23 protein-coding genes are annotated in these 25,362 nt (G+C 69.8%); 19 read left to right on the forward strand and 4 right to left on the reverse strand.

The genetic code is table 11. The features are described from left to right. Positions 1 to 33: 33 nt before the first annotated feature. The 12 genes from tpiA (at position 34) to BLQ43_RS03530 (ending at position 12,867) form a co-directional block, all read left to right on the forward strand. Positions 34 to 789, forward strand: coding sequence for a triose-phosphate isomerase (gene tpiA, locus BLQ43_RS03475; RefSeq protein ID WP_281217556.1), 756 nt, complete (start codon positions 34 to 36; stop codon positions 787 to 789). A 196-nt stretch (positions 790 to 985) separates the two neighbouring features. Continuing rightward, positions 986 to 1,381 (forward strand): preprotein translocase subunit SecG, encoded by a 396-nt coding sequence (secG, locus tag BLQ43_RS03480; RefSeq protein WP_090018743.1) that lies wholly within the window; start codon positions 986 to 988, stop codon positions 1,379 to 1,381. Between the two features lie 66 nt (positions 1,382 to 1,447). Further along, a complete protein-coding gene (gene pyrG / locus BLQ43_RS03485; RefSeq protein ID WP_090018744.1) occupies positions 1,448 to 3,076 on the forward strand; it encodes a CTP synthase in 1,629 nt (542 codons plus the stop codon). A gap of 24 nt (positions 3,077 to 3,100) precedes the next feature. Further along, a complete protein-coding gene (kdsA, locus tag BLQ43_RS03490; RefSeq protein WP_090018745.1) occupies positions 3,101 to 3,940 on the forward strand; it encodes a 3-deoxy-8-phosphooctulonate synthase in 840 nt (279 codons plus the stop codon). A 34-nt stretch (positions 3,941 to 3,974) separates the two neighbouring features. Further along, positions 3,975 to 5,258 (forward strand): phosphopyruvate hydratase, encoded by a 1,284-nt coding sequence (gene eno / locus BLQ43_RS03495; RefSeq protein WP_090018746.1) that lies wholly within the window; start codon positions 3,975 to 3,977, stop codon positions 5,256 to 5,258. Between the two features lie 31 nt (positions 5,259 to 5,289). Beyond that, on the forward strand, positions 5,290 to 5,634 hold the full coding sequence (locus tag BLQ43_RS03500) for an FtsB family cell division protein (protein ID WP_090018747.1): 345 nt from the start codon (positions 5,290 to 5,292) through the stop codon (positions 5,632 to 5,634). Positions 5,635 to 5,830: 196 nt separating this feature from the next. Next, positions 5,831 to 6,919 carry a pyruvate dehydrogenase (acetyl-transferring) E1 component subunit alpha gene (gene pdhA / locus BLQ43_RS03505; protein ID WP_090018748.1) on the forward strand — a complete coding sequence of 363 codons (1,089 nt, stop codon included), beginning with the start codon at positions 5,831 to 5,833 and terminating at the stop codon, positions 6,917 to 6,919. Positions 6,920 to 7,021: 102 nt separating this feature from the next. After that, on the forward strand, positions 7,022 to 8,545 hold the full coding sequence (locus BLQ43_RS03510) for a pyruvate dehydrogenase complex E1 component subunit beta (protein WP_090018749.1): 1,524 nt from the start codon (positions 7,022 to 7,024) through the stop codon (positions 8,543 to 8,545). A gap of 33 nt (positions 8,546 to 8,578) precedes the next feature. Beyond that, positions 8,579 to 9,973 (forward strand): pyruvate dehydrogenase complex dihydrolipoamide acetyltransferase, encoded by a 1,395-nt coding sequence (locus BLQ43_RS03515; protein ID WP_090018750.1) that lies wholly within the window; start codon positions 8,579 to 8,581, stop codon positions 9,971 to 9,973. Positions 9,974 to 9,992: 19 nt separating this feature from the next. After that, complete coding sequence (gene lpdA, locus BLQ43_RS03520; protein ID WP_090018751.1) at positions 9,993 to 11,396, forward strand: dihydrolipoyl dehydrogenase; 1,404 nt, start codon at positions 9,993 to 9,995, stop codon at positions 11,394 to 11,396. 21 nt (positions 11,397 to 11,417) lie between these two features. Further along, the gene (lipA, locus tag BLQ43_RS03525) at positions 11,418 to 12,371 is read left to right on the forward strand and encodes a lipoyl synthase (protein WP_090018752.1); all 954 of its coding nucleotides are present in this window, start codon (positions 11,418 to 11,420) and stop codon (positions 12,369 to 12,371) included. A 25-nt stretch (positions 12,372 to 12,396) separates the two neighbouring features. Then, the gene (locus BLQ43_RS03530; RefSeq protein WP_090018753.1) at positions 12,397 to 12,867 is read left to right on the forward strand and encodes a type II toxin-antitoxin system RatA family toxin; all 471 of its coding nucleotides are present in this window, start codon (positions 12,397 to 12,399) and stop codon (positions 12,865 to 12,867) included. A gap of 3 nt (positions 12,868 to 12,870) precedes the next feature. Here BLQ43_RS03530 and BLQ43_RS03535 read toward each other — a convergent pair whose 3' ends face one another. The 4 genes from BLQ43_RS03535 to BLQ43_RS03550 are packed head-to-tail and all read right to left on the reverse strand — an operon-like array spanning position 12,871 to position 15,741. After that, positions 12,871 to 13,614 (reverse strand): CPBP family intramembrane glutamic endopeptidase, encoded by a 744-nt coding sequence (locus tag BLQ43_RS03535; RefSeq protein ID WP_090018754.1) that lies wholly within the window; start codon positions 13,612 to 13,614, stop codon positions 12,871 to 12,873. Between the two features lie 8 nt (positions 13,615 to 13,622). Continuing rightward, positions 13,623 to 14,099: a CinA family protein gene (locus tag BLQ43_RS03540; RefSeq protein ID WP_245659433.1), complete on the reverse strand. Its 477-nt coding sequence runs from the start codon at positions 14,097 to 14,099 to the stop codon at positions 13,623 to 13,625. 5 nt (positions 14,100 to 14,104) lie between these two features. Beyond that, on the reverse strand, positions 14,105 to 14,584 hold the full coding sequence (locus BLQ43_RS03545; RefSeq protein ID WP_090018756.1) for a phosphatidylglycerophosphatase A family protein: 480 nt from the start codon (positions 14,582 to 14,584) through the stop codon (positions 14,105 to 14,107). Beyond that, positions 14,584 to 15,741: a bifunctional 2-C-methyl-D-erythritol 4-phosphate cytidylyltransferase/2-C-methyl-D-erythritol 2,4-cyclodiphosphate synthase gene (locus tag BLQ43_RS03550; protein WP_090018757.1), complete on the reverse strand. Its 1,158-nt coding sequence runs from the start codon at positions 15,739 to 15,741 to the stop codon at positions 14,584 to 14,586. Before BLQ43_RS03550 ends, BLQ43_RS03545 begins: the two co-directional genes overlap by 1 nt. Before the next feature lie 182 nt (positions 15,742 to 15,923). Between BLQ43_RS03550 and BLQ43_RS03555 the strand changes: the two genes are divergently transcribed. From BLQ43_RS03555 to BLQ43_RS03585, 7 genes are all read left to right on the forward strand, one after another. After that, the gene (locus BLQ43_RS03555; RefSeq protein ID WP_090018758.1) at positions 15,924 to 17,030 is read left to right on the forward strand and encodes a two-component system sensor histidine kinase NtrB; all 1,107 of its coding nucleotides are present in this window, start codon (positions 15,924 to 15,926) and stop codon (positions 17,028 to 17,030) included. Further along, positions 17,027 to 18,487: a nitrogen regulation protein NR(I) gene (ntrC, locus tag BLQ43_RS03560; protein WP_090018759.1), complete on the forward strand. Its 1,461-nt coding sequence runs from the start codon at positions 17,027 to 17,029 to the stop codon at positions 18,485 to 18,487. The genes BLQ43_RS03555 and ntrC overlap by 4 nt, the downstream gene beginning before the upstream one ends. A 121-nt stretch (positions 18,488 to 18,608) precedes the next feature. Further along, entirely contained in the window at positions 18,609 to 20,885 is a 2,277-nt protein-coding gene (locus tag BLQ43_RS03565; RefSeq protein WP_090018760.1) for a sensor histidine kinase NtrY-like, read from the forward strand. 36 nt (positions 20,886 to 20,921) lie between these two features. Then, positions 20,922 to 22,313 (forward strand): nitrogen assimilation response regulator NtrX, encoded by a 1,392-nt coding sequence (gene ntrX / locus BLQ43_RS03570; protein ID WP_090018761.1) that lies wholly within the window; start codon positions 20,922 to 20,924, stop codon positions 22,311 to 22,313. A 12-nt stretch (positions 22,314 to 22,325) separates the two neighbouring features. Beyond that, complete coding sequence (gene trkA, locus BLQ43_RS03575; protein ID WP_281217561.1) at positions 22,326 to 23,723, forward strand: Trk system potassium transporter TrkA; 1,398 nt, start codon at positions 22,326 to 22,328, stop codon at positions 23,721 to 23,723. 54 nt (positions 23,724 to 23,777) lie between these two features. Next, the gene (locus BLQ43_RS03580; RefSeq protein WP_090018763.1) at positions 23,778 to 24,662 is read left to right on the forward strand and encodes a D-amino-acid transaminase; all 885 of its coding nucleotides are present in this window, start codon (positions 23,778 to 23,780) and stop codon (positions 24,660 to 24,662) included. After that, positions 24,649 to 25,329 carry an HAD family hydrolase gene (locus BLQ43_RS03585; protein WP_090018764.1) on the forward strand — a complete coding sequence of 227 codons (681 nt, stop codon included), beginning with the start codon at positions 24,649 to 24,651 and terminating at the stop codon, positions 25,327 to 25,329. The genes BLQ43_RS03580 and BLQ43_RS03585 overlap by 14 nt, the downstream gene beginning before the upstream one ends. Positions 25,330 to 25,362: the final 33 nt, after the last annotated feature.

The raw sequence follows: 25,362 nt of genomic DNA on the forward strand, positions 1-25,362 counted from the left end.
GCTGAGCGCCCGTTAACGCTCGGGAGGAACGTCGTGCGACGCAAGCTTCTTGCGGGCAACTGGAAAATGAACGGGCACCGCGCCGAGGCCACGGCGCTCGCCCGGGATCTGGCCGCGCGCCTGGCGAGCGGCGAGGGCGGCTGCGAGTGGGCGATCTGCCCGCCGTTCCCGCTGATCGGCACCGTGGCGGGCGCCATCCAGGGCTCGTACATCGCCGTCGGCGCCCAGGACTGCCACAGCGCGCCCAGCGGGCCGCACACCGGCGACGTGGCCGCGCCCATGCTGGCCGACATGGGCTGCGCCTACGCGATCGTGGGCCACTCGGAGCGCCGGCGCGACCACGGGGAAACCGACGAGGTCGTGCGCGCCAAGGCGGAGGCCGCGCAGGCGTCGGGAATCGCGCCCATCGTCTGCGTCGGCGAGACGCAGAGCCAGCGCGAGGCCGGCGAGACCGAGGCGGTGCTCGCGCGCCAGGTGGAGACGAGCGTGCCCGAGCAGCCGGTCGCCGGCCTGGCCGTCGCCTACGAGCCGGTGTGGGCCATCGGCACGGGCCTGACTCCGACCTCGGACGAGATCGCCGCGGCGCTCGCGTCCATCCGCGAGGTTCTCGCCCGCCGCTTCGACAGCGCGACGGCCGAACGCATCCGGCTGCTCTACGGCGGCTCCGTGAAGCCCGCCAACGCGGCCGAGCTTTGGCGGATCGACGGGGTGGACGGCCTGCTGGTCGGTGCGGCAAGCTTGAGCGTGGAGCGGTTCTGGTCCATCGGCCGAAGCTGCCCGGATTCCTGAGCCTTGGCGCCGGCTGCCGGCGCCGCCCTGTCATCTCGGGGCGATGCCCCCTGGAAAACGGCCGCGTGAACCGCTACAACCTGCGCGGCCGCGTCGGCGTGCGTCCTGCCGAGCGAACGCTGTTTCGCCGGCGGAACGATGCGGGCGCGGAACGAACCGGCCTCGAAACGATCCTCTGGCGAAACGGTTATCCATCATGACCACCGTCCTGCTGGTGATCCACCTGCTGATCGCCATCGCGATGATCATCATCGTCCTGCTGCAGCCGAGCGAGGGTGGCCTCGGCGGCCTCGGCGGCGGCGGTGGTGGCGGCGGCGCCGGCGGCGGCCTGGGCGCGCTGATGTCGAGCCGTGGCGCGGCCACGGTGCTCACCCGCGCGACGGCCGTGCTGGCGGCGTGCTTCATGGCCACCTCGATCGCCCTGACGATTTTCGCGGGCGGCAACGAGGCGTCCTCGGTGCTGGAAGAGGTGCCCGCCGAGTCCGGCAGCGGCGCGCAGACGCAGGAGGCGCCGGCCGCCGATGGCGAGGCGTCGGGCGCGTCCGGCGACGGCCAGCCGTCGTCCGATCAGCCCGAGGTTCCGGTCGAGTAAGCCGCGCCGAGCGCGCGCCGGGCGGAGCCATCAACAGGTGACGAGTGAGCTGCGGGTGAAGGCCGCATGACGCGCTTTATCTTCATCACGGGCGGGGTCGTGTCCTCGCTGGGCAAGGGGCTGTGCGCCGCGTCGCTCGGCAGTCTGCTGCAGGCGCGCGGCTACAAGGTGCGCCTGCGCAAGCTCGACCCCTACCTGAACATCGATCCGGGCACGATGAGCCCGTACCAGCATGGCGAGGTCTACGTCACCGAAGACGGGGCGGAAACCGACCTCGACCTGGGGCACTACGAGCGCTTCACGGGCGTGCCGTCGCGCAGCACCGACAACGTCACGACGGGGCAGATCTACTCCAAGGTGCTGAGCCGCGAGCGCCGCGGCGATTACCTTGGGGCGACGGTGCAGGTCATTCCCCACGTCACCGACGCCATCAAGGCCTTCATCCACGCCGACGTCGAGGACGAGGACTTCGTCATCTGCGAAATCGGCGGGACGGTCGGCGACATCGAGGGGCTGCCGTTCCTGGAGGCGATCCGCCAGCTCGGCAACGAACTGGGCAGCGCCCGCAGCCTCTTCCTGCACGTCACGCTGGTGCCCTACATCGCTTCCGCTGGCGAGCTGAAGACGAAGCCCACGCAGCACTCCGTGAAGGAGTTGCTCGGCGTCGGCATCCAACCCGACGTGGTGGTGTGCCGCTCCGAGGAGCCGCTGGGCCGGGACGCGCGGCGCAAGATCGCGCTCTTCTGCAACATCCACGAGCCCTCGGTGATCGAGGCGCGCGACGTGGACAGCATCTACGCCGTGCCGCGCAGCTATCACGAGGAGGGGCTGGACACCCAGGTGTGCGGCCACTTCGGCCTGGACGCCACGGCCGCGCCCGACCTGGCCATGTGGGACCGCGTGCTCGACCGTGTGCGCCACCCGGACGGGGCGATCACGATCGGTGTGGTCGGCAAGTACACGAGCCTGCTGGACAGCTACAAGTCCCTGGCGGAGGCGCTTGTTCACGCTGGAATCGCCAACAACGTGCGCGTGAACGTGCGCTGGCTGGACGCCGAGATCTTCGAGCGCGACGACGCCGCCACGCACCTGGAGGACGTGCACGCCATCCTCGTGCCGGGTGGCTTCGGCGAGCGCGGCGCCGAGGGCAAGGTGGCGGCGGCCCATTTCGCCCGCGTGCGCAAGGTGCCGTACTTCGGCATTTGCTTCGGCATGCAGATGGCCGTGGTCGAGGCCGCGCGGAACCTCGCCGGGCTGCCCGAGGCCGGTTCGACCGAACTGGGGCCGTGCAACGACCCCGTGGTGGGGCTGCTGACGGAGTGGATGCGCGGCGAGGTCGTCGAGCGGCGCACGGTGCATTCCGACAAGGGCGGCACGATGCGCCTGGGCGGCTACACCGCGAAGCTCACGCCGGGCAGCCGCGTGGCCGAGATCTACGGCGCCACCGAGATCGTCGAGCGTCACCGCCACCGTTACGAGCTGAACGTCAACTACCGCGACACCCTGGAAAGCGCGGGCATGCTCTTCTCCGGCATGTCGCCCGACGGGGAATTGCCGGAGATCGTGGAAATCCCGGACCATCCCTGGTTCGTGGGCGTTCAGTTCCACCCCGAGCTGACGTCCAAGCCGTTCGCGCCGCACCCCCTGTTCACCGCCTTCATCCGCGCGGCGATCGAGCAGTCGCGGCTGATGTGAGCGCACCCGGCGCGGGGGATCGCTATGGCGGACATCCAGCTCGGCCCCCACACCGTGGGCAACACGCGCCCGCTGACGCTGATCGCGGGGCCGTGCGCGCTGGAAAGCCGCGAGCACGCGCTGGAGATGAGCCACGCGCTGCGCGAGGTCGCGGACACGCTCGGCGTGAACCTCATCTACAAGACTTCGTTCGACAAGGCGAACCGCTCGCGCGCGGAGAGCGACCGCGGCCTGGGCATGAAAGAGGGGTTGCCGGTCCTGGCCGAGGTGCGCGAGCGCACCGGCTGCCTCGTGCTCACCGACGTTCATCTGCCGGAGCAGTGCGCGCCCGTCGCCGAGGCCGTGGACGTGCTCCAGATCCCGGCCTTCCTCTCGCGCCAGACGGACCTGCTGCTCGCCGCCGGTGAAACCGGCCGGCCGGTCAACATCAAGAAGGGCCAGTTCCTCGCGCCGTGGGACATGGCGAACGTCGTGGACAAGGTCCGCAGCACCGGCAACGCCAACGTCATGGTCTGCGAGCGCGGGGTCAGCTTCGGCTACAACACCCTGGTCAGCGACATGCGCGGCCTGCCCATCATGGCCGAGCAGACCGGCTGCCCCGTCGTTTTCGACGCCACCCATTCCGTCCAGCAACCGGGCGGGCAGGGCACCAGTTCCGGCGGCCAGCGCGAGTTCGTTCCCGTCCTGGCGCGGGCGGCCGTCGCGGTGGGCGTCGCCGCGGTCTTCATGGAAACGCACGAAGATCCGGACCACGCACCCTCCGACGGCCCCAACATGGTGGCGGTCAACGCCCTGCCGGAAATCCTGAACACCCTGCTTGCGCTCGACCGCGTCGCCAAAGACCACCCCGTGCGCATCACCTGAGCCCATCCCCAGTCAGCAGCGTCAGAGGCCGAAGATGAGCGGCATCACCGATATCCGCGGTCGCGAGATCCTGGATTCCCGCGGCCGGCCCACCGTGGAAGTGGACGTGCGCCTGGAAAGCGGCGCTTTCGGCCGCGCGGCCGTGCCCTCGGGTGCCTCCACCGGCCAGCATGAGGCCGTGGAGCTTCGCGACGGCGACAAGGCCCGCTACGCCGGCAAGGGTGTGCAACACGCGGTGCAGAGCGTGAACCACGAGATCCTGGACACGCTCGCCGGCTTCGAGGCGCGCGAGCAGGTCAAGATCGACACCACGCTGTGCGAGCTGGACGGCACGCCCAACAAGGGCCGTCTGGGCGCCAACGCCATCCTCGGCACCAGCCTGGCCGTGGCCAAGGCGGCGGCGAGCGAGGCCGGCGTGCCCTTCTACAGCTACATCGGCGGGGTGGCGGCGCGCACGCTGCCCACGCCGATGATGAACATCCTCAACGGCGGTGCGCACGCCGATAACGCCCTGGATTTCCAGGAATTCATGATCGTGCCCGTGGGCGCGCCGGACATGGGCGAGGCGCTGCGCTGGGGCGCGGAGGTGACCACCGCGCTCAAGGCCGACCTGCAGCGCGACGGTCACTCGGTGAACGTGGGCGATGAGGGCGGCTTTGCCCCGGCGCTCAAGTCCACCGAGGAAGCCCTGGACCGTCTGGAAAGCGCCATCCAGGCCGCCGGCTACACACCCGGCAGGGATGTCGCGCTGGCGCTGGACTGCGCGGCCAGCGAGCTGGTGCAGGACGGCCAGTACCACCTGCCGGGCGAGGGCGCGAGCTACGGCGCGAGCGAGCTGGCCGACCGGCTGGCCGAGATGGTGGCGAACCGGCCCATCGTCTCCATCGAGGACGGCATGGGCGAGGACGACTGGGACGGCTGGCGCGTGCTCACCGAGAAGCTGGGCGACCGCTGCCAGCTCGTGGGCGACGACCTCTTCGTCACCAACCCGGACCGCCTGAAGCGTGGGATCGAAGACGGCATCGCCAATTCCATCCTCATCAAGGTCAACCAGATCGGCACGCTGACGCAGACGCTGGATGCCGTGCGCATGGCCCAGAAGGCCGGCTATTCGGCCGTGATGTCGCACCGCTCGGGCGAGACGGAGGACACCACGATCGCCGATCTCGCCGTCGCCACGGGCTGCGGGCAGATCAAGACCGGGGCGCTGTCGCGCTCGGACCGTGTCGCCAAGTACAACCAGTTGCTCCGCATTGCCGAGGATCTGGACCTCGCCGGAGCCTACGCCGGGCGCAGCCGGATCGTCGCCGCGCGTTGACGTGGCCGGACTCGGGTGATTCGTTTCACCCATGGCCGGGGCACGCGACATCCTTCGCCGGGCGCGACCGTTGGCGCCGCATCTCGCGGTGGCGGGGGTGATCGCTTTCTTCCTGCTGCACGCGCTGCACGGCCGGGGCGGGCTGCTGGCCTACGTCCATCTTCAGGACCGCCTGGCGGCGGCCAAGCAGACCCGGGCCGAGCTGGTCGAGCAGCGCGAGCGGCTGGCCCACCGGATCGAGCTGCTCAAGCCGGGCACACTGAACCCGGACATGCTGGAAGAACAGGCGCGGCGCGTGCTCAACTTCGCGCGCCCCGACGAGGTCGTGGTGCTGCTCGACCACGGCGATCCCGCTGGCGGCGGCGAGCAGCCGTAACTGTTTGGTGGTTTTCTTCGAAGCCCGAACCTGTGCCGGGTGGCCGGCGCGTCTTGCTTGAAACGCCCCCGGGAACACCCTACGCTTTCGCCCCGGTGCATCGCGCGATAAGCGGCTCAGTACGCGATCCCGCACGCCCGCCGGGCACCGGATTCCACGGGGCCCACACCCCCACGGCCCGAGGACAGGGGACGACATGGCGACCAAGAAGGGCGGATCGAGCGCCGCATCGAACAAGGCCGCCGAAACCAAGGCGGCCGGCACGGACAGCCGGGGCCAGACGGGCGGCGGCTCCGGTCTCGAAAGCGATCCCACGTTCGGGCTGTCCAAGGACCGGCTGCTCGAACTCTACCGCGAGATGCTGCTCATCCGCCGGTTCGAGGAGAAAGCCGGCCAGCTCTACGGCATGGGGCTCATCGGTGGGTTTTGCCACCTCTACATCGGGCAGGAAGCCGTCGTTTCCGGCGTGAAGGCGGTGACGCGCGAGGACGATCCGGTCGTCGCCTCCTACCGCTGCCACGGCCACATGCTGGCCAGCGGCATGGAGGCCCGGCGCGTCATGGCCGAGCTGACGGGCCGCGAGGCCGGCTATTCCAAGGGCAAGGGCGGCTCGATGCACATGTTCTCCGTGGAAAAGGACTTCTACGGCGGGCACGGCATCGTCGGCGCGCAGGTCCCCGTCGGCACGGGTGTCGCCTTCGCGCTGAAGTACAACCGCCAGGACAACATCTGCCCCACCTATCTGGGCGACGGCGCCATCAACCAGGGGCAGGTCTACGAGTCCTTCAACATGGCGGAGCTGTGGCAGCTCCCCGTGCTCTACATCATCGAGAACAACAAGTACGGCATGGGCACGAGCGTCGAGCGCGCCTCGTCCACCACGGAACTCTATACGCGCGGCAAATCCTTCAACATCCCCGGCGAGCCGGTCGACGGCATGCACGTGCTCTCGGTGATGGAGGCCGCCCAGCGCGCCGCCGAGTTCGTGCGCAACGGCAACGGCCCGTACATCCTGGAGATGCAGACCTACCGCTACCGCGGCCACTCCATGTCCGACCCGGCGAAGTACCGCTCGCGCGAGGAGGTGCAGCACATGCGCCAGGAGCGCGATCCGCTGCTGCAGCTGCGCGAGGTCCTGGAGACGCACTGCGGCGTCGAAGAAGACGAGCTCAAGCAGCTCGACCGCGAGATCAAGGACCACGTCTCGGAAGCCGCCGAGTTCGCCCAGAACAGCGAGGAGCCCGATCCGGAAGAGTTGTTCTCGGACGTGGTTCTGCCCGGCTGACCGACGCTCCCCCCGCGCGCCGCTCGGTGCGCATCAACCGAACCGTGCGCCGGCCCCGGCGCGCACTGACACGATCGCCCGCCGCCTGTGAGGGAGAGGCCGATGCCCATTGAAGTGCTGATGCCAGCGCTTTCGCCGACCATGACCGAAGGCACTCTGGCGCGCTGGCACAAACAAGAGGGCGACACGGTCAACAACGGCGACGTCCTGGCCGAAATCGAAACCGACAAGGCGACGATGGAGGTCGAGGCCGTCGACGAAGGCACGCTCGGCCGCATCCTCGTCGAGGGCGGGACCGAGAGCGTTCCTGTGAACGCGCCCATCGCCATCCTGCTGGGGGAAGGCGACAGCGAGGCCGACCTCGACGCGGCCGAGCGCGCGGCGCGCGCCAAGCTCGGCGGCGAGAGCGCGCCGGCGGAAGCCTCCGCCGAAGAAGCGCCGGCGCCCGAACCGGCGGCCAGCAGCGGGCCGTCGACGGGGGATGGCGCGACGAGCGCGCCGCCGCCGGCCACCGCGCGCGAGCACGTCCCGAAGGGCATCTACGATGCCGACGGCAACCTACGCCTCGGCGCCACGGTGGACGAGCAGTACCGCACCTCCTTCGCCGATTACGTCGAGGAGCAGGCGTGGACCGGGCCGACCAAGAACCAGACGGTCCGCGAAGCGCTGCGCGACGCCATGGCGGAGGAGATGCGCAGCGACGACCGCGTCTACCTCATGGGCGAGGAGGTCGCCGACTACGAGGGCGCCTACAAGGTCACGGTCGGCATGCTGGACGAGTTCGGCCGGCGCCGCGTGGTCGACACGCCCATCACCGAGCACGGCTTCGCCGGCGTGGGCATCGGCGCGGCCTTCTACGGCCTGCGCCCGATCGTGGAGTTCATGACCTGGAATTTCGCCATGCAGGCGATGGATCAGATCATCAACTCCGCCGGCAAGAAGCTCTACATGTCCGGCGGGCAGATCAACTGCCCCATCGTCTTCCGCGGTCCCAACGGGCCGGCCTCGCGCGTCGCGGCGCAGCACAGCCAGGAATACGCCAACTGGTACGGCAACGTGCCGGGGCTGAAGGTCGTCTCGCCGTATCACGGCGCGGACTACAAGGGGCTGCTCAAGGCGGCCATCCGCGACCCGAACCCGGTCGTCTTCCTGGAAAACGAGCTGGTCTACGGCGAAACCTTCGAGATTCCGGACACCGACGACTGGACGGTGCCGATCGGGAAGGCGAAGGTCCGCCGCGAGGGCAGTGACGTCACGATCGTCGCGCATTCCGTCATGGTCGGCCGCGCGCTCCAGGCCGCCGAGCAGCTCGCCAGCGAGGAGGGCATCCAGGCCGAGGTCGTGGACATGCGCACCATCCGGCCGTTCGATGCCGACACGCTGCTCGCCTCGGTGAAGAAGACCAACCGTGTGGTGGCGTGCGAGGAAGGCTGGCCCTTCGCCGGCACCGCCGCCGAGATGTCCGCGATCTGCATGGAGCACGCCTTCGACTATCTGGACGCGCCGGTGCTGCGCGTGTGTTCGAAGGACGTGCCCCAGCCCTACGCCGCGAACCTGGAAAAGCTCGCCGTGCCGAGCGTCGCGGACGTTGCCACCGCCGCCAAGCGCGTGTGCTATCGCGCCTGATCCAGACGCGCCCGCGCAGAAGAGGCTGCCGCCATGTCGATCAACATCCTGATGCCGGCCCTGTCGCCGACGATGACCGAGGGCACGCTCGCCCGCTGGCACGTCAAGGAAGGCGACGAGGTGAACAACGGCGACGTCGTGGCCGAGATCGAGACCGACAAGGCCACGATGGAGGTCGAGGCCGTCGAGGAAGGCACCGTCGGCAAGATCCTGGTCGACGCGGGAACCGAGGGCGTCAAGGTCAACGAGCCCATCGCCATCCTGCTCGAAGAGGGCGAGGACGCCAGCGCGGTCGAGCAGGCCGGGACCGGTGGTGGCGGCGATGGCGGCGGGTCGCCCGAACCGGCCGAGACGGCGCCAGCCGAGAGCACGGCGTCGGGCGGGGACGGGGCCGCCGGCGCGCCCGCAACGCGCGGTGGGACGGCCGTGGCCGACGAAGCGCCCCCGGCGCCGCCCGCCCCCAAGGACACCGAGGGTAATCGCGTCTTCGCTTCGCCGCTGGCCCGCCGCATTGCCAAGCAGAGCGGCATCGACCTGACGCAGCTCTCCGGCAGCGGTCCGCACGGGCGCATCGTGCGCGCCGACGTGGAGGCGGCGATCGAAAAGGGCGTGGGCGCGCCCGCCCCGGAAAAGGCGGCCGAAAAGCCCGCGGACAAGCCGGCCCCGGCCGCCGCGCCGGAGAAGCCGGCCGCTCCGGCGCCGAAGGCCAAGGAGCAGGCGGACCTGCTCGGCCAGGCCTACGAGGAAGTTCCGCTCTCCCAGATGCGCAGGACGATCGCCAAGCGCATGAGCGAGAGCAAGCAGGAGGTGCCGCACTTCTATCTCACGGTCGACATCGAGATGGACGAGCTGCTGCGCGTGCGGAAGGAGCTGAACGGGCGTGCCGAGCAGCGGGGCGAGGATTACAAGCTCTCCGTCAACGACTTCCTCATCCGCGCGTGCGCGCTGTCGCTCAGGCAGGTGCCGGAGGCGAACACGGCCTACAACGGCAGCACGGCGCTGCGCTTCCAGCACGCCGACGTCTCGGTGGCCGTGGCAATCCCGGACGGCCTCATCACACCCGTGGTCAAGCAGGCCGAAACCAAGGGCCTCGCCGCGATCAGCCGCGAGATGAAGGACCTGGCCAAGCGGGCGCGCGACGGCAAGCTCACCCCCGAGGAATACCAGGGCGGCACCTTCTCCCTGACGAACCTGGGCATGTTCGGGATCGACCAGTTCCACGCCATCATCAACCCGCCGCAGGCCTGCATCCTGGCCGTGGGCAAGAGCGAGCAACGCCCGGTGGTGAAGGACGGCGCGCTGTCCGTGGCGACGATGATGACGGCCACGCTCTCCGTGGATCACCGGGTGGTCGACGGCGCGATCGGGGCCCGCTTCCTGGACGCGGTGAAGACGCTGCTGGAAGATCCCCTGAGCATGTTGCTCTAAAACAGATCGGAGACGCGCGATGGCGGCGAGCAGCTACGATCTCGTGGTGGTGGGCGGGGGCCCCGGCGGCTACGTCGCCGCCATCCGGGCCAGCCAACTCGGCTTCAAGACGGCCGTGGTTGAGCGCGAGCACATGGGCGGGATCTGCCTGAACTGGGGCTGCATCCCGACCAAGGCGCTGCTGCGCATCTCCGAGATCAACCACCTGCTGCACGACCTGGACAAGTATGGTTTCTCGGCGAAGGAGGTCAGCTTCGACACCGCCAAGATCGTGAAGTACAGCCGCGACACCGCGAAAAAGCTGACCAGCGGCGTCCAGCACCTGATGAAGAAGAACAAGATCGACGTCATCGACGGCCACGCCAAGCTGGCCGGCAAGGGCAAGCTGTCGGTGGAGAAGGACGGCAAGCACGTCCAGGACCTGACGGCCCAGCACATCATCCTCGCAACCGGGGCGCGCGCCCGCACGCTGCCCAACGTCGAACCCGACGGCGACGTGGTGTGGACCTACAAGGAAGCCATGGTGCCCAAAAAGATGCCGAAGAGCCTGCTGGTGATCGGCTCGGGCGCCATCGGGATGGAGTTCGCGTCCTTCTACAACGACATGGGCGTCGACGTGACCGTGGTAGAGGTCATGGACCGCGTCCTGCCGGTGGAGGACCCCGAGATCTCGGACTTCGCGCGCAAGAGCTTCGAGAAGAAGGGCATCACGATCCACACGGGCGCGAAGGTCACGGGCGTCGAAACGGGGAAGAACGGCGCTCGCGCCACGGTGGAGACCGGCAAGGGTGAAACGCAGACGCTCGACGTGGAGAACGTTGTGCTCGCCGTCGGCATCGTCGGCAACTCGGAGAACATCGGCCTGGAGAACACCGGCGTTCAGGTGGAGAAGAACCACATCGTCGTGGACGAATGGCAGCGCACGGGCGAGCCCGGCGTATACGCCATCGGCGACGTGGTTGGGCCGCCCTGGCTGGCGCACAAGGCCAGCCACGAGGGCGTGACCTGCGTGGAAAAGATCGCCGGCGTGAACGACGTTCACCCCGTGGACACCGAGAACGTCCCGGCCTGCACCTACTGCCGCCCGCAGGTCGCCAGCGTCGGCCTCACGGAAGAGGGCGCGAAGGCGCGCGGACACAGCGTCAAGGTCGGCCGCTTCCCCTACCAAGCCAACGGCAAGGCGCTGGCGCTCGGCGAGGCCGAGGGCATGGTGAAGACGGTTTTCGACGAGGCCACCGGCGCCCTGCTCGGGGCGCACATGATCGGCGCGGAAGTCACCGAGCTGATCCAGGGCTACGGCATCGCCCGCACCCTGGAGAGCACGGAAACCGAACTCATGCACACCATCTTCCCGCACCCCACCTTGAGCGAGATGATGCACGAGTCCGTGCTTGACGCCTTCGGGCGCCCCATCCACGTCTGACCTGAAACCTGGAAGGTCGTCATGAGCGTGGCCGACACCGAGAACCGCCCGCGCCACCCGGAAAAGGCGCACAAGCCCGACAACCCGGTCCAGCGCAAGCCGGACTGGATCCGCGTCAAAGCGCCGGTTTCCAAGGACTACCACGAAACCCGCAAGATCATCCGCGACAACAACCTCCACACGGTGTGCGAGGAGGCGGGCTGCCCCAACATCGGCGAGTGCTGGGCGAAAAAGCACGCCACGATGATGATCATGGGCGACACCTGCACGCGCGCGTGCACTTTCTGCAACGTCGCCACGGGCAAGCCCGAACCGCTGGACGTCTTCGAGCCCAAGCGCGTCGCCGACGCGGTGGCGCAGCTCGGCCTGCGGCACGTCGTCATCACCTCGGTGGACCGCGACGATCTGCCGGACGGCGGGGCCGGCCACTTCGCCCAGGTGATCCGCGCCATCCGCCACGCCACGCCGGAAACCTCGATCGAGGTGCTCACGCCCGACTTCCTGCGCAAGGACAAGGCCGTGGAGAAGGTCGTCGAGGCGCAGCCGGACGTCTTCAACCACAACGTGGAGACGGTGCCGCGCCTCTACGTGCCGGTTCGTCCCGGCTCGCGCTACTACGCCTCGCTGCGCCTGCTGGACCGGGTGAAGGAGATGGACCCGGAGATGTTCACCAAGTCCGGCATGATGGTCGGGCTGGGGGAGACGAAGGACGAAGTCCTGCAGGTCATGGATGATCTGCGCAGCGCACGGGTGGACTTTCTCACCGTCGGGCAATATCTCCAGCCCAGCGCCAAGCACCATCCGGTCGACCGCTTCGTCCCGCCGGACGAGTTCCAGACGCTGGAAAAGCGGGCCTACAACAAGGGCTTCCTGATGGTGTCGGCGTCGCCCATGACGCGCTCGTCCTACCATGCGGACGAGGACTTCGAGCGCCTGCGCGAAGCCCGCAAGGCTCAGCAGGCCGCCGCCGAATAAACGCACAGGCGCGGAGACACCCCGGATGCCGACTCACGCCGAGCAGCGTGTGCTGCCGCACTCGCCGACCCAGATGTTCGACCTGGTGGCGGACGTGGAGCGGTATCCCGAGTTCCTGCCCTGGTGCACGAACGCCCGCATCCGCCGCCGGCGCGGACCGGTCATCGTCGCGGACCTCGTGGTCGGCTTCAAGATGATCCGCGAGAAGTTTACAAGCGAGGTGACGCTGAACCGCGAGTCCGGGCGGATCGACGTGCGTTACCTCGACGGGCCCTTCCGCTATCTGAACAACCACTGGCAGTTCTACCAGAACGGCGACGGCTGCCTGATCGACTTCTACATCGACTTCGAGTTCCGCACCCGCTTTCTGCAGCGCATGATGGAGCCGCTGTTCAACGAGGCGGTGCGGCGCATGGTGCGCGCTTTCGAGGCGCGGGCGGTCGAGCTGTACGGGGAAGACCCGACGGGCGCCGCGCCGGCGCAGCCGCGGGCGTGAGGTTCAGCCCGCCGCCGGCTTCACCCCCTGCATCAGCGCCAGGTAGAGCGTCAGCGTCACGAGGCCGTTGTAGGTGCCGTGGACGATGATGGGTGCCCAGATGGAGTTGGCGCGCTCGTACACCCACGCCAGAATCAGGCCGAGCACAAAGATGCCCGGGATCAGCGCCGGGATTCCGTGCAGCAACGCGAACGCGCCCGCGCTCACCCCCATGCCCAGCGGCACGCCCAGCCGCTCGCGCAGCCAGCGGTAAAGCACGCCGCGGAAGATCGTTTCCTCCACCAGCGGCGCCACCACGGCCGTGATGACGAGCGTTGCGAGGAACGCCGCCGTGGAAAAGCTGTCGGGCAGGATCACGTCGAGTTGCGGATTGCGGAAGCCGTCCCCGGCGAACTCGCGCTGCGCCCAGCCAACCAGGACCAGAACCGGCAAGCTCGCCAGCGTGATGACGAATGATCGTCCGGCCCACCCGGGTGTGAGCGGCACGAAGCCAAGCTGCTGCCAGCTCGTTCCGCGCAGGTGCACCACCACGGCGTAGGCGACCGCGGCCATGAAGCCGAGCTGGATCGCCAGGATCGCCATGATCCCGCCAAATCCGGCGCCGCCGGCCGTGCCGCCCGGCAGGAGCGCGCCCGCCAGCAGCGGCAGCAGCACCCGCGCCCCGCCCAGCGTGAGGATCAGGATGAGCAACAGGTCGCTGCCGCGGACGGGCAGGCGGGCGGGCATGGGGGCGTCGGACTGGGCCATGGAACCGCTCACGCCACCAGGTCGAGCAGCAGGTCCAGCGCCACCGCGACGCTGCGCGAGCGCACGGTGTCGCGGTCGCCGGCGAAGATCGTGCGCCGGTGGGTCGCCCCGGCGGCCGTGGTCGCGGCGCCCACGTAGACCAGCCCCACGGGCTTCAGCGGCGTGCCGCCGTTCGGTCCCGCGATGCCGGTGACGGACACGGCCGCCTGCACCGGGGCGCGCGCCAGCAGCCCGGCGGCCATGGCCTCGGCCACGGGGGCACTGACCGCGCCGTGCGTTTCGAGCGTTGCCGCCGGCACGTCCAGCAGGTCCATCTTGGCGGCGTTGGTATAGGTGACGAGGCCGCGCTCCATCACGGCCGAGGCACCGGGCACGGCCGTCAGCGCGGCGCTGACCAGCCCGCCCGTGCAGCTTTCCGCCGTGCCGAGCGCCCAGCCGCGCGCCCGGCAGGCGGCCAGCACCAGCCCCGCGCGCTCACGCGCCATGTCCGTCACCATCCGCCGCCTCCGATCAGCCACACACCGAGCGCCGCCGCGACACCGGCATAGACGCCCGCGCCCAGGTCGTCGGCCATGATGCCCCAGCCGCCGGGCAGGCGTTCCAGCCGGCGCAGCGGCCACGGTTTTAGGGTATCCGCCACCCGGAAGGCGGCAAAGCCGAGCGCGTACCCCAGGGGCGTTAACGGCACGGCCGCGAGGACGGCGGCCTGACCGGCCACTTCGTCGATGACCACCTCGCCGGGGTCGTGTTCACCGGCCGCCCCGGCGTAGCGCCCGCCGGCCCACACCCCGAGCGCGGTCGCGGCCACGGCGAGCAGGGCCGGTCCCCACGCCCCCAGGCCCCACGCAAGCAGCGCGGCCGGCGGCAGCGTGGCCAGCGAGCCCCAGGTGCCCGGCATCGTGGGCAGAAGTCCGCTGCCGAACCAGGTCGCGATCAGGCCGATGGGGGAAAGGGTCGCGGGCCGCGCCATCAAGCGGCGGGCACGCGCACGGTGGCGACGGCCTGTGCGGCGATGCCCTCGCGCCGTCCCACGAAGCCGAGCTTTTCGGTGGTGGTCGCCTTCACGCTCACGCGTTCGCTGGCGAGGCCGAGCAAGCCGGCGACGCGCTCGCGCATGGGCGCGCGGTGAGGGCCGACCTTGGGGCGCTCGCAGATCAGCGTGATGTCGACGTTGACGATCGCGCCGCCGCGCTCGCGCACCAGCTCCAGCGCGTGCGCCACGAAGGCGGCCGAGTCCGCGCCCTTCCAGCGGTCGTCGCTGGGCGGGAAGTGCTCGCCGATGTCTCCGGCGCCGATGGCGCCCAGCAGCGCGTCCACCAGGACGTGCAGCCCCACGTCTGCGTCCGAATGCCCGGCGAGGCCGCGTTCGCTTGGCACGTCCACGCCGCACAGCCTTACGGGGCCGGCTCCGTCGCCGAAGGCATGCACATCGAAGCCGCTGCCCGTGCGCGTTTCCGTGCCGCCGGCCAGCCAGCGTTCGACGCGGTGGATGTCGTCGCGGGTGGTCACCTTGATGTTCTCCGTCGAGCCGTCGACCACGGTCAGTTCATAGCCGGCGCGCTCCGCCAGGGCGGCGTCGTCGCTGGCGCTCGGATCGGTGGCAGCGCGGTGCGCGTCGAGGATCTCGGGATAGCGGAAGCCCTGGGGGGTCTGCGCCCGCCACAGATCGCCGCGCGGCACGGTTTCCACGATGCGCCGATCTTCGGCGCGCTTGAGGGTATCGCTGACGGGCAGCGCCGGAATCGCGCCCGCCTGGGTATCCAGCGCCGCCAGGACTCGATCGATCAGCGCCGTGTCAGGGAAGGGGCGAGCGCCGTCGTGGATGAGCACGGCGTCGGGATCTCGGTCGGCAAGCGCTTCCAGCCCGCGGTGCACGGAGTCCTGCCGGCTGGCGCCGCCGTCGACGGGCGTCAGGACGTCGATCCCCTCGGCCACCGCGGCAAAGGTTTCCCGGTCCTTGGGATGGATTACGGGCAGGATGGCGTCGATGCGCGGGTGCGCGGCCAGATGCGCCAGGGTGTGGCGCAGCAGCGGCTGTCCCGCCACCGGAACGTACTGCTTGGGCCGGTCGCCGCCGGCGCGGGTGCCCCGGCCGGCCGCCACGACGATTGCGATCACGCCCGCCACGATACGCTGGTCCTTTCGCCCGCTTCCTGCCGGTGCGCGCGGAGGTTATGCCTCGCCGCGCCCGCCGCCAAGAGTCGCCATTGGCGCTGGCAAATTGCTCCAGGGTGCCCATTTGACAGGCAGCCCGCGGTGCCTGCACAAAAACCGCGCACACACCACCTGGTCGAGGTCGAAGCGCTTTCATGTCCGGGTCCAAACCCGCGTCATCCCTGTCCGGCGAGGCCAGCAACGCCGTCCTCAACGCCTTGCCTGACGCAGTGGTGGTGCTGGACGGCGAGGGCCGCCTCGTCGAGGTCAACATCGCTGCCGAACAGCTCTTCGGCGTCAGCCGGACGGCGCTCGGCGGGCGGGCGCTGACGGCCCTGATTCCCGGCGACAGCCCCATCCACACGCTTGTGGCTCAGGCGCGCGACGGTGGTCAGACCGTCAGCCAGGACGACGTGGTGCTGGAATCGCCGCGCCTGGCGGCCCGCAACGCCTCGGTCCACGCCGCGCCCGTGCCCGAGCTGCCCGGCCACGTCACGCTGACGCTGCGCGAGCGCACGATGGCGCACAAGCTGGACCGCCAACTCGTCCACCGCAACGCGGCGCGCTCGGTCACGGCCATGGCGGCGCTGTTGGCGCACGAAGTGAAGAACCCGCTCAGCGGCATCCGGGGCGCAGCGCAGCTTCTCGAGCAGACCGCCGGCGAGGACGACCGCCGCCTCACGGGGCTGATCCGCGAGGAGGCCGACCGCATCGTCACCGTGCTCTCGGAGATGGAGATCTTTTCCGACGAGCGGCCGATCGAGCGCGGCCCCGTGAACATCCACGAAGTCCTCGACCACGTGAAGCAAGTGGCCCAGGCGGGCGTGGGCGCGAACCTGACCATCCGGGAAGCCTACGACCCCTCGCTGCCGCCGGTGCTCGGCAACCGCAACCTGCTGATCCAGGCCTTGCTGAACCTGGCGAAGAACGCCGCCGAGGCGGTCGGCGATGACGGCGGCACGCTGACCCTGGAAACACGCTACCAGCACGGCATCCGGCTGGCCGTGCCCGGCGGCGGCCGGCGTGTCGATCTGCCGCTGGTCGTCACCCTGACCGACGACGGGCCGGGCATCCCCGCCGACCTGCAACGCCACCTCTTCGACCCCTTCGTCTCCACGAAGACGGGCAGCCGCGGGCTCGGGCTGGCGCTGGTGGCGAAGGTGGTGGAGGACCACGGCGGGGTGATCGAGTACGACACCGGCCCGCGCGGCACGGCTTTCCGCATCATGCTGCCCACGACGACGGACGAGGAGGCACGGTGAGCGAGGTCACCATCCTGGTCGCCGACGACGACCGCGGCATTCGCACCGTTCTGGACCAGGCGCTTCAGCGCGCCGGCTACGCCGTGCGCACCACGGGCCAGACCCGAACGCTGTGGTCCTGGATCGAGGGGGGCGAGGGCGATCTCGTCATCACCGACGTGGTCATGCCGGACGAAAACGGCCTCGACCTGATCCCGCGTGTGAAGGAGCTGCGCCCGGACCTGCCCGTGGTCGTCACCAGCGCGCGCAACACCCTGCTGACGGCCGTGCGCGCGACCGAGCGCGGCGCCTTCGAGTACCTGCCCAAGCCCTTCGACCTTCAGGAGGTCGTCGAGGTCGTGGAACGCGGCTTGGCGCCCGCGGCGCGCGGCGGTGCGGAGGAGCCCGCGGCGGGCGCGCCCGACGAGGACGAGCAGATGCCGCTCATCGGGCGCTCGCCGGCGATGCAGGACGTCTACCGCGTGCTGGCGCGGCTCGTCGGCACCGAGCTGACCGTGATGATCAACGGCGAGTCCGGCACGGGGAAGGAGTTGGTGGCCCGCGCGCTGCACGATTACGGCAAGCGCCGCGAGGGCCCCTTCGTGGCCGTGAACATGGCGGCGATCCCGCGCGAGCTGATCGAGAGCGAGCTCTTCGGCCACGAGAAGGGCGCCTTCACCGGCGCAACCCACCGGCAGGCGGGGCGCTTCGAACAGGCCAGCGGCGGCACCCTCTTCCTGGACGAGATCGGCGACATGCCGATGGAAGCCCAGACGCGGCTGCTGCGCGTGTTGCAGGAGGGCGAGTACACCACGGTCGGCGGCCGCACGCCGCTCAAGGCCGACAGCCGCATCGTTGCCGCCACGCACCAGGATCTGGGCGAGCTCGTCCGCGCGGGCCGCTTCCGCGAGGACCTCTACTACCGCCTCAACGTCGTGCCGCTGCGCCTGCCGGCGCTGCGCGAGCGGATCGAGGACATCCCCGATCTTGTGCGCCATTTCCTGAACCGCTGCGAGCGCGAGGGCCTGCCGCGCAAGTCCATGGCGCCGGAAGCGCTGGAAAGCCTGCGCGCGCACTCCTGGCCCGGCAACGTGCGCGAGTTGGAAAACCTCGTCCGCCGCCTGTGCGCGCTGTGCAGCGACGACGTCATCGGCGCCTCGACCATTCAGAGCGAGCTGGCGGACGTGGAATCCGACCGGGGTGATGGGGCGAGCCGGCAGCCGGCCGGGGCGCAGTCGCTGGCCGACGCCGTGGACGCGCACCTGCGCGCCTACTTCGACGCCCACGGCGACGGACTTCCCGCCGCCGGCGTCTACGACCGCGTCATCCGCGAGGTGGAGCGCCCGCTGATTTCCCTGGCGCTGGAAACCATGGGGGGCAACCAGCTCCGAACGGCAAAGCTGTTGGGGCTGAACCGCAACACCCTGCGCAAGAAGATTCGCGAACTGGACATCGAACCCGGCGACGCCACGCGGTGATCACCCGAAACCGTGCAAACCCGAAGTGTGGCCTTGCTGCCACAGTCCAAGGTGGCACACTGGCGCCACCCCTTCGGACGGCCGTTGGGAGATCGCGCAACCACCTGATCCGGGCGACAGCATGAGCACGGACGCCCAAGAGGCCCCGGTTCCGCCCCGACGCTGGGCGCGCGTCGCCGCCTGGGCGAACCGCGTCAACCTGGAACGCCACTTGGCGCTGGCGTTCCTCATCGGCGGCGTGAGCAGCGGCTTCGCCACCCTGGCGGCCATGAGCGGCAACTTTCCGGGCACCGTCAGCCCGAAGATGATGCTGTTGCTGCTCAACCTGGATCTCTTCTTCCTGCTCGGCCTGGGCGTCCTGATCGCGCGCCGGCTGGTCGCCGTGTGGATCGCGCGGCGGCGCGGGCGTGCCGGGGCGCGGCTGCATACACGGCTGGTGGGGCTGTTTTCCCTGATCGCCGTCACACCCGCCATCATCCTGGCGGTGTTCTCGGTCGTCTTCTTCAATTTCGGCCTGCAGGGCTGGTTCAGCGAGCGCGTGAGCACGGCGATCCAGGAATCCCTGCAGGTTGCCGAGGCCTACGTGCAGGAGCACCGCCAGACCATCCGCACGGACGCCCTGGCGATGGCCGACCGCATCGACCGGCAGGGGGCCACGCTGCTCTACAATCAGGGGCAATTCGAACGCCTGCTGGCGCAGCAGGCCAGCGTGCGCTCGCTGACCGAGGCGGTGGTGTTCCACACCTCCGGCCGGGTGATCGCCAAGGCGGGATTGAGCCTGCTGCTCGACTTTAGCGGCAACATCCCAACCTGGGCGATGCAGCGCGCGCGCCAGGGCGAGGTGGTGACGCTGACGGCCGAAACGGACGACCGCGTGCGCGCGCTGGTGCAGCTGGACACGCTCTCCAACGCATACCTCTACATCGGCCGCCTGATCGATCCGAAGGTGTTGGAGCACATGGACCGCACCCAGGGGGCGGTGCGGCTGTACGATCAACTCCAGGGCAAGCGCTCCGACATCCAGATCACCTTCGCCCTGATCTTCATGGTGGTGGCGCTGCTGTTGCTGATGGCCGCGGTCTGGGTGGGACTGAGTGTGGCGAACCACCTCACCCGGCCGATCGGCGGGCTGATGCGCGCCACCGACAACGTGCGCGCCGGCGACCTGACGGCCCGCGCAACGCCGCCGGCGACGAACGACGAACTCCAGTCGCTGACGACGGCCTTCAACCGCATGACCGACCAGCTGCAAAGCCAGCAGGAGGCGCTGGTTGCGGCCAACCGCCAGCTTGACGAACGGCGGCGCTTCACCGAGGCGGTGCTGGCCGGCGTCACCGCGGGTGTGGTCGGCCTGGATGCCGATGGGCGGATCGACCTGCCCAACCGCACCGCGTGCGAGATGCTGGGCGCGGACAAGACGGAGTTGGTGGGTCAGCGGCTCGACGAGGTCGCACCGGGGATCGCGCGCCTCGTGGCGGTCGCCGAGCGGCGCCCGCGCCACGGTGCGCAGGACCAGATCCAGTTCACCGGCGAGGACGGTCACAGCCGCACGCTGCTGGCGCGCGTTACCGTGGAGCAGGAAGGTGGGCTGACGACGGGCTACGTCGTCACCTTCGACGAGATCACCGACCTGCTGGCCGCCCAGCGCAAGGCCGCGTGGGTCGACATCGCCCGCCGCATCGCCCACGAGATCAAGAACCCGCTGACACCCATCCAGCTTTCGGCCGAGCGCCTCAAACGCCGGTACCTCAAGCAGATCGACGACGATCCCGAAACCTTCCAGACCTGCACGGAGACGATCGTCCGCCACGTCGGCGACATCCGGCAGATGGTCGACGAATTCTCCTCCTTCGCCCGCATGCCCGACCCGCACATGAAGGAGGTCGACCTCGCCGGCGTCGCCGAAGAGGCCGTCTTCCTCCAGGCGACGGCGAGCCCGGCCGTCACCTTCGACCGCGCCTACGCGGCGGAAGGCGTGCGGCTGCGCTGCGACCGGCAGCAGGTGAGCCGCGCGCTGACGAACCTGCTCCAGAACGCCGTGGACGCGATCGAGAGCCGGCAGGGCGACGCGGACTCGCTGGCGCCGGGCGAGGTCACAGTGCGCGTGGACACGGATGACGGTTTGCCGATCGTGGAGGTGCTGGACAACGGCTGCGGCCTGCCGGGCGGGGAGCGCGGCCGGCTGACCGAACCCTACGTGACCACGCGCGACAAGGGCACCGGCCTCGGGCTTGCGATCGTGCAGAAGATCATGGAAGACCACGGCGGCTCGGTCTCGGTTCAGAACCGGCCCGGCGGCGGTGCCATCGTGCGCCTGACATTCGCGGCCCAGGCCGACGAGCCGGCCGGCGGTCGGACTGCCACCGCCACCGACACGGATGCGGCGGCGACCGCGTGACCGCCCGGCAGATGACATCAGGGAGGATAGCGCGTCATGGCGCATGACGTCCTGATCGTGGACGACGAAGCGGACATCCGCCTGATGATCGCGGGCGTGCTCGAGGACGAGGGCTACGTCTGCCGCGGGGCGGCGAACAGCGAGGAGACGCTCTCGGCCCTGTACGCCCGCACCCCGAGCGTTGTCCTGCTGGACATCTGGCTGGAGAACTCGGCCCAGGACGGGTTGGCGTTGCTGGAGACGATCAGGGCGACGGACCCCTACATCCCCGTGGTTATGATTTCCGGCCACGGGACGATCGAAAGCGCCGTGCGCGCCATCCAGAACGGCGCCCACGATTTCATCGAAAAGCCGTTCCAGAGCGACCGGCTGGTCGTATGCGTGGACCGCGCCGCGGAGACCGGCGTGCTGCGGCGGGAAAACGCCGAGCTGCGCCTGCGCGCGGGGCAGGAGGCGGAACTCCTGGGGCAGTCGCAGCCCGTCCAGCACCTGCGCCAGAACATCGACAAGGTGGCGCCCACGGGCAGCCGCGTCCTCATCTCCGGCCCGCCGGGCGCGGGCAAGGAGGTCGCCGCGCGCATGCTGCACCACCGCTCGCGGCGCTCGGGCGGCCCGTTCGTGGTGCTGAACTGCGCCGTCATGCACCCCGACCGCCTGGAAAGCGAGCTGTTCGGCGTGGCGGCCGGTGCGCGCGACGACGAGGGCGCCAAGCCCGGCACCTTCGAGCGCGCCCACGGCGGCACGCTGGTGCTGGACGAAGTGGCCGACATGCCCCTGGAAACCCAGGGCAAGATCGTGCGCGTTCTGCAGGACCAGCGCTTCACGCGCGTGGGCGGCGGCCGGGCGATGGAAGCGGACGTGCGCGTCATCGCCTCCAGCAACCGCGATCTCGACCAGCTGATGGCGGAGGGCAGCTTCCGCCAGGACCTCTACTACCGCCTGAACGTGGTGCCGTTGCGCGTGCCGCCATTGCGCGAGCGCCGCGAGGATATCCCGCTGCTCGTCCGGCACTTCATGGCCCGCGCGGCGGAGTCCGCCGGGCTGCCCGAGCGGCGCCTGGACGACGACGCCATGGCCGCGCTCCAGGCCTACGACTGGCCGGGCAACGTGCGCCAGCTGCGCAACATCATCGACTGGCTGCTCATCATGGCGCCGGGCGACGCCACCGATCCCGTCCGCGCCGACATGCTGCCCCCCGACATCGGTGCGGAGGCACCGGCGGCACTGCGCACCAACGGCGACAGCGAGATCATGGCGCTGCCGCTGCGCGAGGCGCGCGAGGTCTTCGAGCGCCAGTACCTGGAGGCGCAGATGATGCGCTTCGGCGGCAACATCTCGCGCACCGCCGCCTTCGTGGGCATGGAGCGCTCGGCCCTGCACCGCAAGCTGCGCTCGCTGGGGATTTCGACCACGGCCGAGCGCGAGTAGGCTGCGCGCCGCATCGGCCAAGGGACGCGCGCCATGAAGGTCATCGTCTGCGGCGCGGGGCAGGTGGGCTCCAACATCGCCCGCTACCTCTCCGGCGAGAACGCCGACGTGACGGTCATCGACCGTTCGCCGGAACTCGTCCACAAGATCACGGACTCCCTCGACGTGAAGGGGCTGGTCGGCTTCGCCTCGCACCCCGACGTGCTCGACGAAGCGGGGGCGCGGGACGCCGACATGGTGGTGGCCGTGACGCAGGCCGACGAAGTGAACATGGTCGCCTGCCAGATCTGCCACTCCATCTTCGATGTCCCCACCAAGATCGCGCGCATCCGCCACCAGAGCTATCTGGCCTCCGAGTGGTCGGAGCTGTTCTCGCGCGACAACATGCCCATCGACCACATCATCTCCCCGGAGATCGAGGTGGCGCGGGCGATCTCGCGGCGGCTTCAGATCCCCGGCGCGTTCGACGTCATCCCGCTGGCGGACGGGAAGGTCAGCCTGATCGGCGTGCACTGCACCGAGAACACGCCCATCCTGAACACACCGCTGCGCCAGCTCACGGCGATGTTTCCGGACCTGCACATCGTCATCGTGGGCGTGCGGCGCGGCGAGAAGGGCATCGTCCCCACCGCGGACGACGAGCTGAAGCTGGGCGACGACGTCTACTTCGTCGCCGAGACGTCGCATCTGCGCCGGGCGATGGCCGCCTTCGGGCACGAGGAGCAGGAAGCCCGGCGCATCGTCCTCGTCGGCGGCGGCAACGTGGGGCTCAACCTCGCCAAGCGCGTGGAGCGCGACAGCCCGCACGTCAGCCTCAAGATGATCGAAAGCGACAAGGAGCGCGCCGAACGCGCGGCCGAAGCCCTGGACCGCACCGTGGTCATCCACGGCAGCGCGCTGGACACCGAGATCCTGGAGGAGGCCAACGCCCGGAAGGCGGAGGGCATTGTCGCCGTTTCCAACGACGACGAGGTCAACATCCTCTCCTCGCTGCTCGCCAAGCGCTACGGCTGCCGCCGCGCGGTGACGCTGGTGAACAAGACCTCCTACGGGCCGCTGGTGAGCAGCCTGGGGATCGACACCGTCGTCAGCCCGCGCGCCATCACGGTTTCCAGCATCCTCCAGTTCGTCCGGCGCGGGCGCATCCGCTCGGTGCACTCGCTGTCCGACGGCTTCGGCGAGCTGGTCGAGGCCGAGGCGCTGGAGACCTCCAGCCTGGTCGGCGTGCCCATTCGCGATGCCAGCCTGCCCAGCGGCGTCATGATCGGCGCCGTCGTGCGCGGGGAAAAGGTCATCATCCCGCGCGGGCAGACGGTCATCCGGCCGGGCGACCGCGTGATCATCTTCGCCACCACGCCCTCGGTGAAGAAGGTGGAACGCCTCTTCTCCGTGAAGCTGGAGTTTTTCTGACCGGCCCGCCCACCCATCTTTGCCCCAGGAAGAACCGCCGGGAGGCAGTCGCGCATGCCGCGCTACGCCTATGTGAACGGCCGCTTCGCGCCGCACAAGCAGGCCGCGGTCCACATCGAGGATCGCGGGTATCAGTTCGCCGACGGCGTTTACGAGGTCATCCCCGTCCACCGCGGCCGGGTGGTGGACGAAGCGCTGCATCTGGACCGGCTGGAATACTCGCTGGGCGAACTCAGCATCGCCATGCCGGTGAGCCGCGCGTCCATGCGCCTGATCGCGCACGAGCTCATGCGGCGCAACGCGCTGACCAACGGCTTCCTGTACATGCAGGTCACGCGCGGCGTGGCGCCCCGCTCGCACCCCTTCCCGAAGCCCGCCCCGCGGCCGGCGCTGGTGATGACGACGCGCCAACTCCCGGTGCCGAGCGAGGAAGCCATCGAGCGCGGGATCTCGGTCGTGTCCACGCCGGATCAGCGGTGGGCGCGCTGCGACATCAAGTCGATCTCGCTGCTGCCCAACGTGCTGGCCAAGGAACTGGCGGCGAGCCAGGGGTGCGCCGAGGCGTTCCAGATCGACGACGAGGGCTACGTCACCGAGGCGGCGGCCTCGAACGCCTGGATCGTCACGCACGAGGGCACGGTGGTGACGCGCCAGCTGGACACCGACATTCTGAGCGGCATCACGCGGCTGTCGCTCCAGCGGGTGATCGAGGACTTGGGCTACCGCCTGGAAATCCGGCCGTTCACGCTGGATGAGGCCTACACCGCGCGCGAGGCCTTCATCACCGCCAGCACGCAGTACGTCATGCCCGTGACCCGGATCGACGAGCGGATCATCGGCAACGGCCGCGCCGGCATCCTGACCACCGCGCTGCGGCAAGCTTACACCCAGCACGTGGTCGAGCAGGGCGAGGGTGCGGACCGCTTTGCCGCGAGTTGATCCCCCGCTGCCGCGCGCGGTCATCTTCGACTGGGACAACACCCTGGTCGACAGCTGGGTCATCCTGCATCGGGCCTTGTGCGCCACGCTCACGGCCATGGGGCGCGAGCCGTGGTCCATGGCGGAAACCCAGGCCCGTCTGCGCCATTCCGTGCGCGACGGCTTCCCGGCGCTGTTCGGCGAGCGTGCAGACGAGGCGGAAGCGGTCTTCTACGAGGCTTTCGAAGCCGAGGCGGAGGCGGGCCTTGAGCCGCTTCCGGGCGCGGGCGCGCTGCTGGCGGCGCTCACCGAGCGCGGCATCGCCGCCGGGGTGCTGAGCAACAAGCGCGGCGAGCACCTGCGCCGCGAGGTCGGCTGGCTGGGCTGGGACACGCACTTCACGCGCGTTGTTGGCGCCGGTGACGCGGCGCGCGACAAGCCCGCAATCGAAGCCGTGCGCGCGGCCATTCCGGATGACGGCGGGCCGGACGCCACCGTTTGGCTGGCCGGCGACACCGACATCGACCTTCAGGCCGGCCGGGTGGCCGGTTGCACCCCGGTGCTCGTGCGCGCCGAACCGCCGGGGGCGGACGAATTCGCTGACGCCCCGCCCGAGCTGTACTTCGACGGCTGCGAGGCGATGCGCCGGTGGCTGGACGATGCGCCCATTTGGCCCGAACGGGCTTGATCCGAAGCTTGTGCGGGGCGACATCGTGGGGGC

This window comes from Limimonas halophila (assembly GCF_900100655.1).
GTDB lineage: Bacteria > Pseudomonadota > Alphaproteobacteria > Kiloniellales > Rhodovibrionaceae > Limimonas > Limimonas halophila.

Excerpts from the sequence above, each read along its gene's own strand:
- secG (WP_090018743.1), top strand. The coding sequence starts at position 986 with ATGACCACCGTCCTGCTGGTGATCCACCTGCTGATCGCCATCGCGATG.
- pyrG (WP_090018744.1), top strand. The coding sequence starts at position 1,448 with ATGACGCGCTTTATCTTCATCACGGGCGGGGTCGTGTCCTCGCTGGGC.
- kdsA (WP_090018745.1), top strand. The coding sequence starts at position 3,101 with ATGGCGGACATCCAGCTCGGCCCCCACACCGTGGGCAACACGCGCCCG.
- eno (WP_090018746.1), top strand. The coding sequence starts at position 3,975 with ATGAGCGGCATCACCGATATCCGCGGTCGCGAGATCCTGGATTCCCGC.
- BLQ43_RS03500 (WP_090018747.1), top strand. The coding sequence starts at position 5,290 with ATGGCCGGGGCACGCGACATCCTTCGCCGGGCGCGACCGTTGGCGCCG.
- pdhA (WP_090018748.1), top strand. The coding sequence starts at position 5,831 with ATGGCGACCAAGAAGGGCGGATCGAGCGCCGCATCGAACAAGGCCGCC.
- BLQ43_RS03510 (WP_090018749.1), top strand. The coding sequence starts at position 7,022 with ATGCCCATTGAAGTGCTGATGCCAGCGCTTTCGCCGACCATGACCGAA.
- BLQ43_RS03515 (WP_090018750.1), top strand. The coding sequence starts at position 8,579 with ATGTCGATCAACATCCTGATGCCGGCCCTGTCGCCGACGATGACCGAG.
- lpdA (WP_090018751.1), top strand. The coding sequence starts at position 9,993 with ATGGCGGCGAGCAGCTACGATCTCGTGGTGGTGGGCGGGGGCCCCGGC.
- lipA (WP_090018752.1), top strand. The coding sequence starts at position 11,418 with ATGAGCGTGGCCGACACCGAGAACCGCCCGCGCCACCCGGAAAAGGCG.
- BLQ43_RS03530 (WP_090018753.1), top strand. The coding sequence starts at position 12,397 with ATGCCGACTCACGCCGAGCAGCGTGTGCTGCCGCACTCGCCGACCCAG.
- BLQ43_RS03535 (WP_090018754.1), bottom strand. The coding sequence starts at position 13,614 with ATGGCCCAGTCCGACGCCCCCATGCCCGCCCGCCTGCCCGTCCGCGGC.
- BLQ43_RS03540 (WP_245659433.1), bottom strand. The coding sequence starts at position 14,099 with ATGGCGCGTGAGCGCGCGGGGCTGGTGCTGGCCGCCTGCCGGGCGCGC.
- BLQ43_RS03545 (WP_090018756.1), bottom strand. The coding sequence starts at position 14,584 with ATGGCGCGGCCCGCGACCCTTTCCCCCATCGGCCTGATCGCGACCTGG.
- BLQ43_RS03555 (WP_090018758.1), top strand. The coding sequence starts at position 15,924 with ATGTCCGGGTCCAAACCCGCGTCATCCCTGTCCGGCGAGGCCAGCAAC.
- BLQ43_RS03565 (WP_090018760.1), top strand. The coding sequence starts at position 18,609 with ATGAGCACGGACGCCCAAGAGGCCCCGGTTCCGCCCCGACGCTGGGCG.
- ntrX (WP_090018761.1), top strand. The coding sequence starts at position 20,922 with ATGGCGCATGACGTCCTGATCGTGGACGACGAAGCGGACATCCGCCTG.
- BLQ43_RS03580 (WP_090018763.1), top strand. The coding sequence starts at position 23,778 with ATGCCGCGCTACGCCTATGTGAACGGCCGCTTCGCGCCGCACAAGCAG.